This is a genomic window from Arcobacter denitrificans (SeqCode) (assembly GCF_048571185.1).
Classification (GTDB): domain Bacteria; phylum Campylobacterota; class Campylobacteria; order Campylobacterales; family Arcobacteraceae; genus Arcobacter; species Arcobacter denitrificans.
In genome coordinates, this window is record NZ_CP182350.1 from 403,532 (window position 1) to 419,715 (window position 16,184).

Annotated in this window: 12 protein-coding genes; 5 read left to right on the forward strand and 7 right to left on the reverse strand. The window is 29.9% G+C overall.

Going from position 1 to position 16,184, the window contains the following annotated elements; all coding sequences use genetic code 11:
• The 4 genes from ACNI28_RS02120 to gltB all read right to left on the reverse strand — a co-directional run bounded on the left by ACNI28_RS02120 (position 1) and on the right by gltB (position 7,716).
• The gene (locus tag ACNI28_RS02120) at positions 1-1,470 is read right to left on the reverse strand and encodes a Ppx/GppA phosphatase family protein (protein WP_419765230.1); all 1,470 of its coding nucleotides are present in this window, start codon (positions 1,468-1,470) and stop codon (positions 1-3) included.
• Between the two features lie 3 nt (positions 1,471-1,473).
• The gene (locus ACNI28_RS02125; RefSeq protein WP_419765231.1) at positions 1,474-1,728 is read right to left on the reverse strand and encodes a YfhL family 4Fe-4S dicluster ferredoxin; all 255 of its coding nucleotides are present in this window, start codon (positions 1,726-1,728) and stop codon (positions 1,474-1,476) included.
• A 176-nt stretch (positions 1,729-1,904) separates the two neighbouring features.
• Positions 1,905-3,278 (reverse strand): glutamate synthase subunit beta, encoded by a 1,374-nt coding sequence (locus ACNI28_RS02130; protein WP_419765233.1) that lies wholly within the window; start codon positions 3,276-3,278, stop codon positions 1,905-1,907.
• Position 3,279: 1 nt separating this feature from the next.
• Positions 3,280-7,716 (reverse strand): glutamate synthase large subunit, encoded by a 4,437-nt coding sequence (gene gltB, locus ACNI28_RS02135; RefSeq protein WP_419765235.1) that lies wholly within the window; start codon positions 7,714-7,716, stop codon positions 3,280-3,282.
• 279 nt (positions 7,717-7,995) lie between these two features.
• On the opposite strand from gltB, the gene ACNI28_RS02140 reads away from it, so the two are divergent.
• The 4 genes from ACNI28_RS02140 to ACNI28_RS02155 all read left to right on the forward strand — a co-directional run bounded on the left by ACNI28_RS02140 (position 7,996) and on the right by ACNI28_RS02155 (position 12,125).
• Positions 7,996-8,991 (forward strand): TRAP transporter substrate-binding protein, encoded by a 996-nt coding sequence (locus tag ACNI28_RS02140; RefSeq protein WP_419765236.1) that lies wholly within the window; start codon positions 7,996-7,998, stop codon positions 8,989-8,991.
• Between the two features lie 160 nt (positions 8,992-9,151).
• Entirely contained in the window at positions 9,152-10,210 is a 1,059-nt protein-coding gene (locus ACNI28_RS02145; RefSeq protein WP_419765238.1) for a TRAP transporter substrate-binding protein, read from the forward strand.
• A gap of 11 nt (positions 10,211-10,221) precedes the next feature.
• Entirely contained in the window at positions 10,222-10,845 is a 624-nt protein-coding gene (locus ACNI28_RS02150) for a TRAP transporter small permease (protein WP_419765239.1), read from the forward strand.
• Positions 10,842-12,125, forward strand: a complete 1,284-nt coding sequence (locus ACNI28_RS02155; RefSeq protein WP_419765240.1) for a TRAP transporter large permease — start codon at positions 10,842-10,844, stop codon at positions 12,123-12,125. The genes ACNI28_RS02150 and ACNI28_RS02155 overlap by 4 nt, the downstream gene beginning before the upstream one ends.
• A gap of 59 nt (positions 12,126-12,184) precedes the next feature.
• Here ACNI28_RS02155 and ACNI28_RS02160 read toward each other — a convergent pair whose 3' ends face one another.
• Positions 12,185-13,669 carry a sensor histidine kinase gene (locus ACNI28_RS02160; RefSeq protein WP_419765241.1) on the reverse strand — a complete coding sequence of 495 codons (1,485 nt, stop codon included), beginning with the start codon at positions 13,667-13,669 and terminating at the stop codon, positions 12,185-12,187.
• A 127-nt stretch (positions 13,670-13,796) separates the two neighbouring features.
• Here ACNI28_RS02160 and ACNI28_RS02165 point away from each other — a divergent pair, with 127 nt between their 5' ends.
• The gene (locus tag ACNI28_RS02165; RefSeq protein ID WP_419765242.1) at positions 13,797-14,480 is read left to right on the forward strand and encodes a response regulator transcription factor; all 684 of its coding nucleotides are present in this window, start codon (positions 13,797-13,799) and stop codon (positions 14,478-14,480) included.
• Here ACNI28_RS02165 and ACNI28_RS02170 read toward each other — a convergent pair.
• Both ACNI28_RS02170 and ACNI28_RS02175 read right to left on the reverse strand, forming a co-directional pair.
• Positions 14,469-15,254, reverse strand: a complete 786-nt coding sequence (locus tag ACNI28_RS02170) for an EI24 domain-containing protein (protein WP_419765243.1) — start codon at positions 15,252-15,254, stop codon at positions 14,469-14,471. The two genes, ACNI28_RS02165 and ACNI28_RS02170, sit on opposite strands and share 12 nt — an antisense overlap.
• Positions 15,255-15,263: 9 nt before the next feature.
• Complete coding sequence (locus tag ACNI28_RS02175; protein ID WP_419766437.1) at positions 15,264-16,139, reverse strand: radical SAM/SPASM domain-containing protein; 876 nt, start codon at positions 16,137-16,139, stop codon at positions 15,264-15,266.
• Between the last annotated feature and the right edge of the window lie 45 nt (positions 16,140-16,184).

Consider the following 16,184-nt stretch of genomic DNA (forward strand, 5'->3'; position numbering starts at 1 on the left):
TTACTTTATCTTAACTTTAATAATTTTAGGCATTTGCAATTTATCTAATTCACTTTTAACTAAATAAATATCTTCTTGCATTTCAATGTGTAGTTTACTATTTTTTAATTTATACTCTACTTTTGGAGAAGAGAGGTCTTGGTTTATTAGAAGATTTAAAGAGATCATAAAAGATAACCATTCCATTATTTCAAGGGAAGGAAGAAGTAACTCATACTTATGAATATCAGCTTGCAATGGCAGTGATTTTTTTGAAAACTTTATAATATGTGCAACTATTATTCTAGAACTATGTGAAATATCATAATTCAAACCATTTAATATAAAATCTGCTGTGTTATCATTTCCTTTATAAAAGTTAAGGCTATTTCCTATTGAGTGTAATTTAGAGGCAATTACAAGCAGGGTTCTGTATTTATCATCTAAATTGTGAAGTGGTTTTAGGGCATCAAATATTTTTGAGGCATTAGAACCATTGTATGAACTTATTTTACCATCAACTTCAAATCTATCCAATAGACTTCTTACACTTACATTAAAATTACTTGGAAACTTACAATTTGAGTTTCTTAATAAATCAGTTAAATAAACACCTTCTCTTACCCCTGCACCAGATGTAATTACTTGCTGGGTATTTAACTCATCTAAAATAGTACTAAAAATAAATGTTCCCTCTTTGATAGTATCAAATCTCTCTTTTTTTACGCCAATTATTTTTAAACTGTTGTTATTCTTTGCATTAATTATAGAATTAAAGATATAGTTGTTTATAGCAACATTATAAGTAAACCCATGTAATACATCTAGGGGATAGTTACTTTTTTTCATAACTACTTTACTTAAAGCTCTTATACTACCTCCAATACCTATTACTGTACTTGGTATCTCATAACCACAAGCCTTTAGATCTTCTAGTTTATTTAGTATATATTTGTGTGCACCTTGAATATCACCTTTATTAAAGAATAACTCACTTAATCTTACTGTTCCTATATCTAAAGATATAACATGCTCAATATTTCTATTTTTTACTATTGCAAACTCAGTTGAACCACCACCAATATCAACTGTAACAAAATCATCACAATCTATAAGATTTAAAGCTGCTACTCCACCATAATAAGCCTCTTTAGACCCATCAATTACTTTAATATCAAGACCTAGTTCATTTTTTACTTTATTTACAAAAATTTTAGAGTTGGGGGCATCTCTCATAGCAGAGGTTGCTACGCAGAATATTTTTCTAGATTTTAAAGATTTTGAAATACTTAAAAATGATTTTAAAGCATTGAATGCTCTTTGCATAGGAACTTCTTGCAAGTTACCATTATTTTCATAAGAACCTTCAGAAATCTTTACTCTAGCTTTTGTTTCATTTACAAGGTGAAAGGAGAATCGGCTGCTTTTTTCCATTACAACCATACGCATTGAGTTAGACCCAATGTCTATAACAGTTGTAACTTTAGCCATTTGTTATACCTCTTCTTCCTCTAACTGTTTAAACTTGAATCTTAATTCTTCCATTGTTTCTTGGTTGTCAGGGTCAACTATAATACAATCAACTGGACAAACTTCAACACATGCAGGTTCTTCATAATGACCAACACATTCTGTACATCTGTCTGAATCAATTACATATATTGGATCACCCTCTTCGATTGCTGTATTAGGACACTCTTCTCTACACGCATCGCATGCAATACACTCATCAGTTATAATTAAAGACATAGTAACATTCCTACTTTTTTAAAATTAAATTATGGAGTTATAACCTAATATTTATTAATAATTTCTTTAATTACGACAATTTTTAAAACAGTTTTGAGAATAATAAGAAATTTAAAGAGTTTTAAAGGTTTGGGAGTATTTATTTAGTATATGAGAGTATTAAATACTCTCATATTTTATGCAAGACTTGAAACGATAACTTTTGCAGCTTCTCTACCATCAAGTGATGCAGTTACTGCTAAATGGGCACCTCTTTGACAATCACCACCCGCAAATACTTTTTTGTTTGATGTTACATAATTACTTGTATCTACACCACCCCAAGAATTAGTATTTACACCTAATTCATTGAAGAATGAAGGAACTTCTGGTTTAAAACCTAAGGCAAGTATAATTACATCAGCATCTTCAAAATATTCACTACCTTCATTGATAACTACTTTTTGTCTTCCTGATTCATCAGGTTCACTCATAGTAGTAGTTAATAGCTCAACTTTAACAGCTTTTCCATCTTCAACTACAAAAGATTTAGGTGATACGTTAAACAGATATTCTACACCCTCTTCTTTTGCATTTACAACCTCTTTTTTAGATCCAGGCATATTTGCTTCATCTCTTCTATAAAGACATTTAACAGTTTTTGCCCCTTCTCTAACAGAAGTTCTCACACAGTCCATAGCAGTATCACCACCACCAATAACTACAACATTTTTATCAGTTACATCAATAAAGCTATCAGTTGTATTTCCAAAGTTTCTTTTTTGAATGGCTGTTAAAAAATCCATAGCCAAATGTACATTTGAAGATTTTTCACCTTCAATACCTATATAGTTTCCTAAAGTTGCTCCAACTCCTAAATAAATTGCATCAAACTCTTTTTCTAAATCTTTTGCAGCTTTATCTTTTCCAATTTCACAATTTAAGTGTAGTTTCATACCAGCACTAATTAGCCAATCAACTCTTCTTTGAACTGCATTTTTGTCAAGTTTAAAACCTGGAATTCCATATGTTAAAAGACCACCTGCTCTATCAGATCTTTCAAACATTTCTACACCAATACCTCTTCTTAAAAGAAAAGTTGCTGCAGATATTCCACTAGGTCCTGAACCAATTATTGCTACTTTTTTAGTACTTGTAACACCTGGATATTTTGGCTCCATTCCTTTATCAAATGCTGTTTCACTAATATAAGTTTCAATAGCCCCAATAGAAATAGCTCCATGGCCAGTATTTAAAGAACATGCACCTTCACATAAAACATCTTGAGGACATATCTTTCCTAAAATTTCTGGAAAAGGAGAAGTTTCATTTGAAATTGCAAATGCTAAGTCTAAGTTTTTAGTTGCAGTTTGTTTTAACCATGCAGGAATATAATTTCCTAAAGGACATCCTGTATGACAATATGGATCTCCACATTGCATACATCTATCTGCTTGCTCTCTAGCTTTAGTTTTTTCAAAAACTTCATATATCTCACCAAAATCTTTTAATCTTTGTAAAACATCTCTTTTTTCAGGATTAATTCTTTCAAATTTTGTAAAGTTTAACATCTTAATCTCCCTTATCCGGATCTAATGGTAGCACTGTCATATTTTTTGGTTTTACTAACCAAAAGTTTCTTATCTCTGCTCTATAGTTCTCTAAAATAAATTGAGTTCTCTCAGATTCAGTTTCGTTTTCATAATCCATTAATAATCTTTTTAAATATAATCTTTCTCGCTCTGTATCATCAGTATCAATTCTAACAGCTTCAATTAACTCTTGATTCATTTTATCTACAAAAGCTTTTTGTGGATCATATACAAATGCTAATCCACCTGTCATACCAGCACCAAAGTTGATACCCGTATCACCTAATATAACTACAATACCACCAGTCATATATTCACAAGCATTATCCCCTGTTCCTTCTACAACTGCAATACATCCTGAGTTTCTAACTGCAAATCTCTCACCAGCAGCAGCTCTAACATAAAGCTTACCACCAGTTGCACCATATAAACATGTATTTCCTGCACCTGCAAATTCTGGACCTTGATGTGGAGTATTTACTATAATTTTTCCACCATTCATACCTTTACCAACATAATCATTTGCTGCACCGTAAAGATTTAAGTTCATACCTTTTGATAATAAAGCTCCAAATGACTGCCCTGCAATTCCTGTAAGTTCAAAATTAATAGAGTTTTCAGGTAAACCTTTATCTCCATAATATTTCGCTATTTCACCAGAAATCAAAGTACCAAATGATCTATTTAAATTACAAATGTTCTCTTTAATTTTTATTGGCATTTTAGGATTTTCTATTGTTCTATGAACTTTTTTAAGTAGTTCTTTTTCAAACTCATTTTTATCATATGGCTCATTCTTATCTTTTTGACAAGTATCAATACCATCGATTCTTCTTAAAACATTTTGGAAGTCAAATTTTTGTGCAAATTCATCATCAATAACTTTCAATAAATCACTTCTACCAACAATTTCTTCAACTGACTTATAACCCAATGTCGCAAGTATATTTCTTATATCTTCAGCTATAAATGTAAAGTAAGAGATAAGTCTTTCAACTGTACCTGTAAAGTGTGTTCTTAAGTCTTCATCTTGAGTAGCAACCCCAACAGAACATTTATTTGTGTGACATATTCTTAAAATCTTACAACCAAGAAGAGTAAGAGCTGCTGTTCCAAAACCATATGACTCAGCACCTAACATTGCAGCTTTTACAACATCAAGACCAGTTTTTAAACCACCATCAGTTTGTACATGTACTGACTCTCTTAAATGGTTAGCTTTTAATGCATTGTGAGCTTCTGAAAGCCCCATCTCCCAAGGATTACCTGTATGCTTAATAGATGTAAGAGGAGCAGCTCCTGTTCCACCATCGGCACCAGAGATTACAATTCTATCTGCATATGCTTTAGCAACACCCGCAGCAATTGTTCCAACACCTATAGTTGATACTAATTTAACTGTGATTTTTGCTTCTGGATTAATTTGTTTTAAATCAAAAATTAATTGAGCTAAATCTTCAATAGAATAAATATCATGATGTGGGGGAGGTGAAATAAGTGTAACACCTGCTACTGTATGTCGTAAAGAGGCAATTAGCGGAGTTACCTTATGACCTGGAAGTTGTCCACCTTCACCTGGTTTTGCACCTTGTGCAACTTTAATTTGAATCTCTTCAGCAGATCTTAAATAACCTGGTGTTACACCAAATCTTCCAGAAGCTACTTGTTTGATTTTAGAGTTTTTGATTGTTCCAAATCTTTTTTGATCTTCACCACCCTCACCTGAGTTACTCATACCACCAATTGTATTCATAGCAGTTGCCATAGCTTCATGAGCTTCAGGAGATATAGAACCTAAAGACATAGCTGCAGTTGCAAACCTTTTAAATACATCTTTTAAAGGCTCAACTTCACTAATGTCAATTGACTTTTTGTCTGAATTAAATTCAAAGAAATCTCTAATGAATTTTTTATCTCTTTTATTTACCAATTCCCTTAATGTATCAAAATCAGTAATCTCTTCTTTTTCACTTGCTTGTTTATTGTGCATAGCTATTGCAGTAGCAGGACCATAATCATGATATTCCCCACCATTGATATACTTATAAAATCCACCTAAGTTTAATGGAAACATATAAGTATCATCATAATATGCATTAAAGTGAACTTTTTCAATTCTCTCTTCAATATCATCATATGTAAGACCACATAAGTCTGAATGACTTCCATGGAAACAATCATTAATGACTTCATCACTTAAACCAATTACATCAAATAGTGTTGAATTTCTATATGAAGCTATTGTACAAATACCCATCTTTGACATGATTTTTAACAATCCTGCATTTACAGATTTTTGAGTATTTTTAAGTAATCTTTGCATCTCATATTTTGTAATTTCTCTTCTACCAAAAAGTGAAATAACAGAAGCATACATCATGTATGGATAAATAGCAGTAACACCATAAGCAATAAGAACTGCTGCCATATGAGCATCATAAACTTCACCCGTTACAGCTACAATTGATACTTGATGTCTAATTCCTACTTCTAAAAGTCTTCTATTTAAATATCCAACTGCCATAGCTGCTGGAATAATTTTATTATCTTTAGTACCTTTTCTATCATCTAAAATTACTACAGAAGTATCATCTTCATTTACTGATTTAATAACTTTTAATGCTAAAGCTTCTAATGATGCTTTTAAATCTTTTTTAAATACTGTTGAGAAAACCTTATTTTTATAATAAGAGTTATATCTAGGATTTGTGTTATCACCAAAAGATCTTAACACATCATATTTCTCTTTCATTAAAATAGGACTTGCTACTTTCAATCTTTTTGCATATTCTGGCTTTTCATCTAAAATATTATGAATAGGTCCAAATCCTGTCTCTAAAGACATCACAACTTTTTCTCTATAAGGGTCAATTGGAGGATTTGTTACTTGTGCAAACTTTTGTCTAAAATAATCAGTAAAATTTCTATTTACATTTGAAAAACATGCCATTGGAGTATCATCACCCATAGATCCAACTGGCTCTTTTCCATCAATTGCCATTGGTTCAATTACTTGGTCTAATACTTCATATGTAATATTAAAATATTTTTGTTTTGTCTCTAACTCTTTAACTTTATAGTCTGTTGTATCTAAGAAAGATTCATCAATGTACTCTTGTAAATACTCCATATCTTTAGTTAACCATTGAACATAGTTTTGAGAAGATTTTAGATAATCATTAATATCATCCTCTTTTAAAACTTTTCCATGATTTAAATCTAATCCAATCATTTGACCTGATTGTAATCTACCTCGCTCTAAGATATTATTTTCATCAATTTCCAATGTCCCATACTCAGAAGTAATATACATTTTATGACTTTTTGTAATCACATATTTTGCTGGTCTTAATCCATTTCTATCAATTAAACACCCAATATGTCTACCATCAGTCAATGAAACAGCAGCTGGTCCATCCCAAGCTTCCATTGCAGTAGATACATACTCATAAAATGCTCTTAAATCTGAATCCATTTGTGGTGCATTTTGCCAAGGTGCAGGAACCAATGAACGTGCAGCTTTGAAAAAATCAACCCCATTTGCAATTAAAAATTCAAACATATTATCTAAAGATGCAGAATCCGATGAACCAATTTGTAAAATAGGCAGTATTCTTTGAATCTCTTCATCACTAAATACTTCTGATTTTATTAATTCTGATTTAACTTCAACATTAAATCTATTTGCTTCAACTGAATTAATTTCACCATTGTGAGCAATAGATCTAAAAGGTTGCGCTAATTTCCATTTTGGAAGAGTATTTGTTGAAAATCTTTGATGAAAGAGTGCAAATGATATTTGAAAATCTTCATCTCTTAAATCTATATAAAAATGCTTAATATGAGTAGGCATAATTAGCCCTTTATAAGCAATCACTTTTGATGAAAAAGTTGGAATATAAAAATCTTTTTTATCTCTTAATTTATGTTCACACTCTTTTCGTGTAAGATATAGCATAGCATCAAATCTTTTTGATGACATTAAGCTATTTGGTCGTACAAATACTTGTACGATGTTTGGTAAACTTGCTAATGCTTGTTCTCCAAGAGCCTCTGTATCAACAGGAACTTTTCTAGTTAATAATACTTTTAAATCATTTTTTTCACAAAAATCAATAAATACTTCTAACTCTGAATCTTCTTGTGCAAATATCATAGCTACCGCATAAGATTCTGGTAAATCGATTCCTTCATTAAAAGCAATCTTTCTCATAAATTTATCAGGCATAGATAATAATAAACCAGATCCATCTCCAGTTTTACCATCAGCTGCCACTGCACCTCTGTGCATCATTCGTTCTAGCGAATGGATAGCATCTTCTAAGTTACCATGACTTGGTCTATTTTTTAAATCAGCCATTAAACCAAAACCACAGTTGTCTTTAAAAGATGTTAGTAAATCTAAATTACAACCCATTATTGTCCTTTTAAAATTTTTCCATTTATATTCCATAAAAAGTGGGCTATTGTATAAAATTTTTGTTTAAAAAATGGTTAAAATAGACTTTAGAGGGCTATTACAAAGATATGTATCAACTTTTTATATATATGTATATATACAAAAAATGTGATTTTTTACAAATGCTATTTTATTGCTACGCTAACTTAAAATTTATTGAATTTATAGGATTAATTACATAACTTTTACACAACTTTTAATTATACTTTTTCTAACTACAAAAACTAAGGAGAATAAATGAAAAAATTAGTAATGGGTGCAGTTGCAACTGCAGTACTAGCAACTTCGGGATTAGCAGCTGAATATACACTTAAGTTTTCACACGTTGTAAGCCCAAATACACCAAAGGGAAAAGCAGCAGACTTTTTTGAAAAAAGATTAGAAGAGTTATCAGGTGGTAAGATTGATGTTCAAGTTTATCCATCTTCTCAACTTTATAAAGATAATGCTGTTTTAAAAGCCTTAACTTTAAACTCTGTTCAAATGGCAGCTCCATCTTTTTCTAAATTTGGTAAAATTGTTCCTCAATTAGCTCTATTTGATTTACCTTTTCTTTTTAATGATATAGATCATTTACATAGAGTTCAAGATAGTCAAGTTGGTAAAAAACTAAAAGGTTTAGTTACAGCAAAAGGGTATGTTGCCTTATCATTTTGGGATAATGGATTTAAACAATTATCTTCATCTGAAAAACCTTTAATCAAACCTGTAGATGCCCAAGGACAAAAATTCAGAATCATGTCTTCAAAAGTACTTGAAGCACAATTCCATGCAGTTGGTGCAAACCCTCAAATGATGCCTTTCTCTGAAGTTTATTCTGGTTTACAACAAGGTGTTATTGATGGTCAAGAAAATACTATTTCTAATATCTATACAAAAAAATTCCATGAAGTACAAAAATATCTAACTATTTCTAACCATGGTTATTTAGGTTATTTAGTTGTAGTTTCTAAAAAATTCTGGGAATCATTACCTTCTGAATTAAGAAAAGATGTTGCACAAGCTATGATTGAAGCAACTAAAAAAGAAAGAGAATATGCTCAAGAATTAAATGATTCACAATTTGATAAAATTAAAGAGTATGCAAAAACTACTGGTAAACTTGAAATTTTTGAGTTAACTAGTGAACAAAGAAATGCTTGGAAAAAAGCAGTTAGTAAAATTTACCCTGAATTTTATGATGAAGACTTAATTGGTAAAGACTTAATTGAAGGTGCACTTAGCACAAAATAAGAACTTTCTTTAAACTTCCATGTATCATCGGTACCCCCGATGATACATCCACTTCAAAAACCACAGAATTATAAAAAAATATTATAAATTTCTATCCAAAAATACATAACATATACACAACTTTTTATTATAATTTATGTATACTATATAAGGAGATAAAATGAAAATTACTATGAAAAGTTTAGTAAGTATTACAACTGTTACTTCTTTACTTTTATTCACAGGGTGTGGAGATAGTAAAGTAAATGATTCTAAAGATACATCAAAAGAAGAATCTACTTCATCTCAATACGTGCTTAAATTTTCACACGTTGTAAGCCCAAATACACCAAAGGGAAAAGCAGCAGACTTTTTTGAAAAAAGATTAGAAGAGTTATCAGGTGGTAAGATTGATGTTCAAGTTTATCCATCTTCTCAACTTTATAAAGATAATGCTGTTTTAAAAGCCTTAACTTTAAACTCTGTTCAAATGGCAGCTCCATCTTTTTCTAAATTTGGTAAAATTGTTCCTCAATTAGCTCTATTTGATTTACCTTTTCTTTTTAATGATATGGGACATTTACATAGAGTTCAAGATAGTCAAGTAGGAGATAAGTTAAAAGATATGATTAATGCAAAAGGTTATGTGGCGCTTAACTTTTGGGATAATCATTTTAAACAATTATCATCTTCAAAAAAACCTTTAATTAACCCAGAAGATGCAGCTGGTCAAAAATTTAGAATTATGTCCTCAAAAGTACTTGAAGAACAATTTCATGCTCTTGATGCAAATCCTCAAATGATGCCTTTCTCTGAAGTTTATTCTGGCTTACAACAAGGTGTTATTGATGCAGCTGAAAATCCAATTTCTAATATCTATACTAAAAAATTCCACGAAGTTCAAAAATATCTAACTATTTCAAATCATGGTTATTTAGGTTATTTAGTAGTTATGTCTAAGAAATTCTGGGAATCATTACCTGAAGATTTACAAAAAGATGTTGTTCAGGCAATGAATGAAGCAACCCAAAAAGAAAGAATCTGGGCTCAAGAATTAAATGATGAGCAATTTGCCTTAATCAAAGATTATGCAAAAAGTACTGGTAAACTTGAAGTTTTCGAGTTAACACCTGAACAAAGAGCTGCTTGGAAAAAAGCTGTTAGTAAAATCTATCCTAAGTTTTATGATAATAATTTAATTGGAAAAGATTTAATTAACGGTGCTCTTAATACAAAATAAGGGGAGATACAATGATAAAACTTTTAAGTAAAATTATCGGCCATGTTAACCAAAAGATTGCAGCTTTTGGTATAGCAGCAGGGGTTGTTATAGCATTTACTAATGTTGTAGCAAGATATGTTTTTGATGCATCATTAACTTGGGCTACAGAACTTACAATTTTTCTATTTTTATGGAGTGTTTTTTTTGGAGCCGCATATTGTTTCAAAAAAGATGCACACATTGCAGTTACTATTGTATTAGATAATGTGCCTTCAAAAATTGCTAAAGTAATGTTAATACTTTCACATACTGTAACGTTTGCATTTCTAGTAGCTGTTTCATATTATGGAGTTCTATATATTACTGAGGTAATTATTCCTTTAGATGAAAGATCTATTGATTTATGGAATATGCCTATGTGGATAATATATCTTGTTATTCCTATTTCATTTGCTTTTGGTGCTTTTAGAGTTGGTGAAAGAATTCATACAATTCTTTCTACAAGTCATGAAAAGATTTTAAAAGAGAGTGAAGCTGAACAAGTTTTAGCTGGTATGGGTATGGGTGCTAAAGAGAATAACGACAATGAAAATGTCAAAAATCTAAATGATATGGTTAAAGAAGTAGAAAAGAAAACAGGAGGAATGCTATGAGTGTAGCTGTATTATTTGGATTATTTTTCTTTTTAGTAATTATTGGTGCTCCAATTGCTATTTGTTTGGGGGCGGCAACATTTACAACAATGATGCTATTTACTCCAATTTCACCTATTGAGATCTCATCAATGATATTTGAAAAAGTTGAGCATTATTCACTAATGGCAATTCCTATGTTCATTTTAGCTGGTAACTTACTAAGTAAGGGAAGTGCAGCACAAAGAATTATTGAATTTGCTAAATCAATTGTTGGACATTTACCTGGTGGATTACCAATTTCTGCTATTTTTGCATCTATTATATTTGCTGCGGTTTCTGGAAGTTCTCCGGCAACAGTTGTTGCAATTGGTTCTATTATGTTTGGTGCGATTATGCAAGCAGGTTATCCTAAAAAATATGCTGTTGGTACTATTGCAACTGCTGGTTCCTTAGGTATATTAATTCCACCTTCAATTGTATTAATCGTATATGGTGTTACAGCTGAAGTATCTATTGGTAGACTTTTTATGGCAGGTGTTGTTCCTGGTATGATGCTAGGTATTATGATGATGGTTGTAACATATATTGGAGCTGTTAGATTAGGATTTAAAAGAACTGAGCCACAACCATTTAAAGTAAGATTAGCAAAAATGAAAGATGCCTCTTGGGGTCTTATGACAATTGTTATTGTTATTGGTGGTATTTATGGTGGTATCTTTACTCCTACAGAAGCTGCAGCTGTTGCTGCAATTTGGGCATTTTTTATCTCTGTGTTTGTTTACAAAGATATCAAGTTTTCAGAATTTTATACAACGGCTTTAGAATCAGCAAAAACAACTGCAATGATTATGTTTATTATTGCAAATGCAATGTTATTTGCACACTTCTTAACAATTGAAAATATTCCACAAGGAATCACGCAATTTTTAATCGATGCAAATGTTGATAAATATATGTTCTTACTTATGGTAAATGTTCTTTTAATTCTTGCTGGGTCATTTATGGAACCAAGTGCTATTATTATGATTATGGTGCCTCTATTACTTCCAGTAGCTGTTGCTCTTGGAATTGACCCTATTCACTTTGGTATTGTAATTACTATCAATATGGAGCTTGGAATGGTATCCCCACCTGTTGGGCTAAACCTATTTGTAACCTCAGGACTTACAGGGATGTCCATAAAAGATGTAATTGTCGCAGCTTTCCCTTGGACTATGACAATTTTAGCAGGACTGTTACTTGTAACTTATATACCTGAAATTGCTCTTTGGTTACCAAACTTAATGTTTGCAGGGTGATTAAACTATTAAAAATAAAAAAGGGTGATAAGAGAAATTTTATCACCCTTTTTTTATATCTAAACAGGAACACTAATCATAAATTTAGCTCCATTTTTTGTATTATGAACTTTTAATTTACCTTTCATATTTTTATCAATGATTATTTTTGACATATATAATCCAATACCCGTTCCATCGCTATCACTTTTTGTTGTAAAATAAGGTTCAAATATTTTACTTTTTGGAGTTACTATAATACCACCTGCGTTGTCTTCTACATATAAAATAATATTATTTTCATGTTTTTCTGCAAATATTTTTATTAAAGGATTTTCAATATTGTTTTGAATCAAAATATCTTTTGCATTTGAGATTATATTTAATAATACTTGTTCATACTCATTTATGTAAGTGTTTAATTTTAAATTTCCATCAATACTTACCACTACTTTTATGTTATTAAACTCTAAAGCTGAAGATATTATGGTCATAACAGACTTTACTGCATCTATTAAATAAACTTCTTCTTTATCTTTTCTAGGTAAAAAAAAGTTTCTAAAATCATCTATTGTATGTGACATGTAGTTTATTACTATTTCTGCTTCTTTTGATTTTTTATCCATAGATTCTTTATCTAGTTTTTCCATACTATGTTTAAATTTTATATTCATCAAAATTGATGATAGTTCAGATAAGGGTTGTCTCCATTGGTGAGCAATATTTGATATCATCTCACCTAAAGCTATAAGTCTTGATTTTTGTACTAGCAACTGTTCTTGTTCCCTGTTTCTATCAATCTCTTCTGAAACTCTTTTTTCTAAAGTCTCATTTAACTCAATTAAGGCATCTGATTTTGCTTTTACAGCTAATCGGTACTCTTTAAAAAACTCATCAATTTTTTCACTTAATAAAATAGTTAAAACTATACCAATTGATAAAAATAGTATAAATAAAAATACTGTTTGAATAGTCTGTGTTTTTACTTTTCTTTTTAAATCCTCTTTTTTTATTGCAATATCCTTTTCAATATCATCAATATAAACACCCACGGCAATAACCCAATTCCAATTAGGATAGAGTTTAAAATATGAGAGTTTTTGATTTACTTGAGGAGATAAATATTTTTTATATGCATATTGGGTAAAAGACTCACCCTTAGTTCTAATATCTTTCAAAAATTCTTCTCTAAACTTTTTTCCATTTGCATCTTTATAATTTGTAGAGATTACCGTACCTACCAAGTCTAGCCGGTTTGCATTAACTAGAAGTTTTGCAAACTTATCACCACCATTCATATCCAAAATTTCATAAACAAAGATATAGTTACCCCTAGAGGTTTCAAAAGATATATTATTTAAAAGTCGTATTGTTTCACTTTTTAATTCTTCTTCACTACTACCACTTTTGGTGGCATTATATTTTATGATATCAGTTACAACATCTATTTGTTTTTTCAAAAGTGCTTTTTGATTAGAATAGTAGTCATTTACAAACTTATTTAGCTCTATTTCAAAGTCTGAATAAGTATTTTTTACGTAAAAATATGATATAAGTGATATCATAGTTATCATAATTACTATGAAAACATATATGATTATTTTGGATATATTTTTTTCGGTTACTAAAGGCAAGTTAACTCCATTTATAATAATTATATATTTTAACATATCTTTTATTACAAGGTATCCCATGGATTATACTCTAGTAAATCAACTAAGAAGTTTCACCCTACTTTATGCAGAAGATGAAACAGGTATTCAAAATAATATTTTTGAAATTCTTGATTGTATGTTCAAAGACATATACTTAGCTAAAGATGGAGAAGAAGCTTATAAATTATATTTAGAAAAAAAACCTGACTTAATAATTACTGATATTAAAATGCCTAAAATGAATGGGCTTGAATTAGTTAAAAAGATAAGAGAAACAAATCCAAAGGTGCGAGTTATAATAACTTCAGCACACACTGACTTGGATTATTTATTAGATGCCACTGAACTTCACTTAGTAAAATATATAGTAAAACCAATAACAGAAGAGAAACTAACCCTTGCTTTTAAAGCATTTATTGATAGTTTTGAAAATAGTACTGTTTTTAATCTTATTCCATCATGGATTTATGATGAAAGTAAGGCTTTAATAAAAGGTCCCAATGAAGAGTTTATTCTTACAAAAAAAGAGAATGTATTTTTGAAAATGCTTATAGTAAAGGGTCGAATTATAACATACAATGAAATAGAAAATATCCTTTGGGAAGAGACATCAGTTATGACACAAAATGCCCTAAGACTTTTTATAAAAAATTTACGAAAAAAACTTCCAAAAAATATATTAAAAAATATCCAAGGAACTGGATATCGTTTAAATATCTAATCTATTTTGTCTTACTTTTTCTAGCTCAACAAAATATGCATTACTTAAATATACAACATAAAATACCGTAGAAAAGAGTGTTATAAAAGGGATCATAGAGATAAAATATAATACTAAAGTTCTGATTCTAAATAGATTCTTTTTATTTCTGTATATCTCTTTATACTCTGAAGAACTTAGCATTGTAGATGTTATATCAAAATTCAAAAGCTTATGAAAAAAGTAATATATAGGTAAATTAAAAGCAATTATATTTACCAAAGGTATAAAGTAAAAAGGAATAAAAAGTATAAATAAAAACAACATCCCCACTAAACTTTTAACTGCCACCCAAATAGGTGAAATAATAGAACCATGAGCTTTTAAATCCATATTAGGATAATTTCTTTTTCTCAAAGTTTCTATTATCATAGGAGTCAAAAACCCAATAATAATCAAAGTTGTAAAAATAGAAAAAAATAGTATAAATAGTGTACCAATAGTAAAAAGCAAAAAGCCTGCTAACCAAGCTGTAATTGAATATTGTAAAAGAAAAGTCAAAATATTAACTATCCAAACATAATAAAATGGCGCATTAGGATCAACTGTAAACTCTTCTCCATTTTGTACTTGAATTATCACTTGATCAAGAGAAGATAAACTATAGTCTGCAAGTCCCATAAAAAAAACAATCATCACAAGTACAGTAATAAGAAGTGGAATAATAGCAATCTTCAATATGGCAGGTGTAAAAAAATCACCTAAACTCTTTTTTACTAACTCTATTTCACCCAATATAAATCCTTATTTATCAAATCTTGTTCTATATGAACATTTTTGACAAAGTTCTTCAACTACCTTGCCATTTTTAAAACCATCTTTTATATCTATAACTCTTTTTGATTTCAAAATATTTTCCAATCCATCTTCAAATACATTTCCTAAGTTTATGCAAGCATCTTTATCTAAACAACAAGGTACAACATCACCATTAGCCAATATTCCAAAGTGAGAATCTAAGCCATAACAAAAACCCTTATTAGATACAAACTCATTTTCCAAGCTTGGCCACTCAAAATAATCATCAAAATTAAAAAATATTTTTCTTGCAACTCTTATATTTTTTGGTTTTGCCACATAAAATTGATCAATATCTAAACTTATATCAAAATATTCAAAGGCCTTTTTAAAAACCTCACGATTAAACTCTTTTGCACTTTTTGCATCATCAAAATTCCAAACTCTAAGATTTATGAAAAAATCAACTTCTTTTTCTAGGGCATATTTGCAAAAATCAAAAATAGGAGTTAAATACTCATCTAAACTTTTTTTATGACTATTTCCATTGTATGAATTTACCGAAAAGTTTATTTGTCTAATTGCATCATTTGTCAAAGTTTCATATTGTTCTTCTTTTAAGTTATATCCAGTAGTTGTAAGATTTACTCTAAGGGCATATTTTTTACTAATATCTAGATACTCATTTAGGTTTGGAACAACTAAAGGGTCACCCACCACATGATAGGCAAGCTCTTTTGTAACATTTACTAACTCTTTATTTAGTAAATCAAACTTATCTAAAGGCATGGTGACATTTGGCAGGTTTTTAGGAGGACAAAATGAACATTTCAGCTTGCAAATATTTGTTATTTCTACGTGAACTTTTTTAAACTTTTTGATACTTTACCTTTTATTGATAGTTAAAATTGAGATATTATACACTAT

Bases quoted from the DNA above. Each gene is read 5' to 3' on its own strand.
- ACNI28_RS02120 (WP_419765230.1), bottom strand. From the start codon at position 1,470: ATGGCTAAAGTTACAACTGTTATAGACATTGGGTCTAACTCAATGCGT.
- ACNI28_RS02125 (WP_419765231.1), bottom strand. From the start codon at position 1,728: ATGTCTTTAATTATAACTGATGAGTGTATTGCATGCGATGCGTGTAGA.
- ACNI28_RS02130 (WP_419765233.1), bottom strand. From the start codon at position 3,278: ATGTTAAACTTTACAAAATTTGAAAGAATTAATCCTGAAAAAAGAGAT.
- gltB (WP_419765235.1), bottom strand. From the start codon at position 7,716: ATGGGTTGTAATTTAGATTTACTAACATCTTTTAAAGACAACTGTGGT.
- ACNI28_RS02140 (WP_419765236.1), top strand. From the start codon at position 7,996: ATGAAAAAATTAGTAATGGGTGCAGTTGCAACTGCAGTACTAGCAACT.
- ACNI28_RS02145 (WP_419765238.1), top strand. From the start codon at position 9,152: ATGAAAATTACTATGAAAAGTTTAGTAAGTATTACAACTGTTACTTCT.
- ACNI28_RS02150 (WP_419765239.1), top strand. From the start codon at position 10,222: ATGATAAAACTTTTAAGTAAAATTATCGGCCATGTTAACCAAAAGATT.
- ACNI28_RS02155 (WP_419765240.1), top strand. From the start codon at position 10,842: ATGAGTGTAGCTGTATTATTTGGATTATTTTTCTTTTTAGTAATTATT.
- ACNI28_RS02160 (WP_419765241.1), bottom strand. From the start codon at position 13,669: ATGATATCACTTATATCATATTTTTACGTAAAAAATACTTATTCAGAC.
- ACNI28_RS02165 (WP_419765242.1), top strand. From the start codon at position 13,797: ATGGATTATACTCTAGTAAATCAACTAAGAAGTTTCACCCTACTTTAT.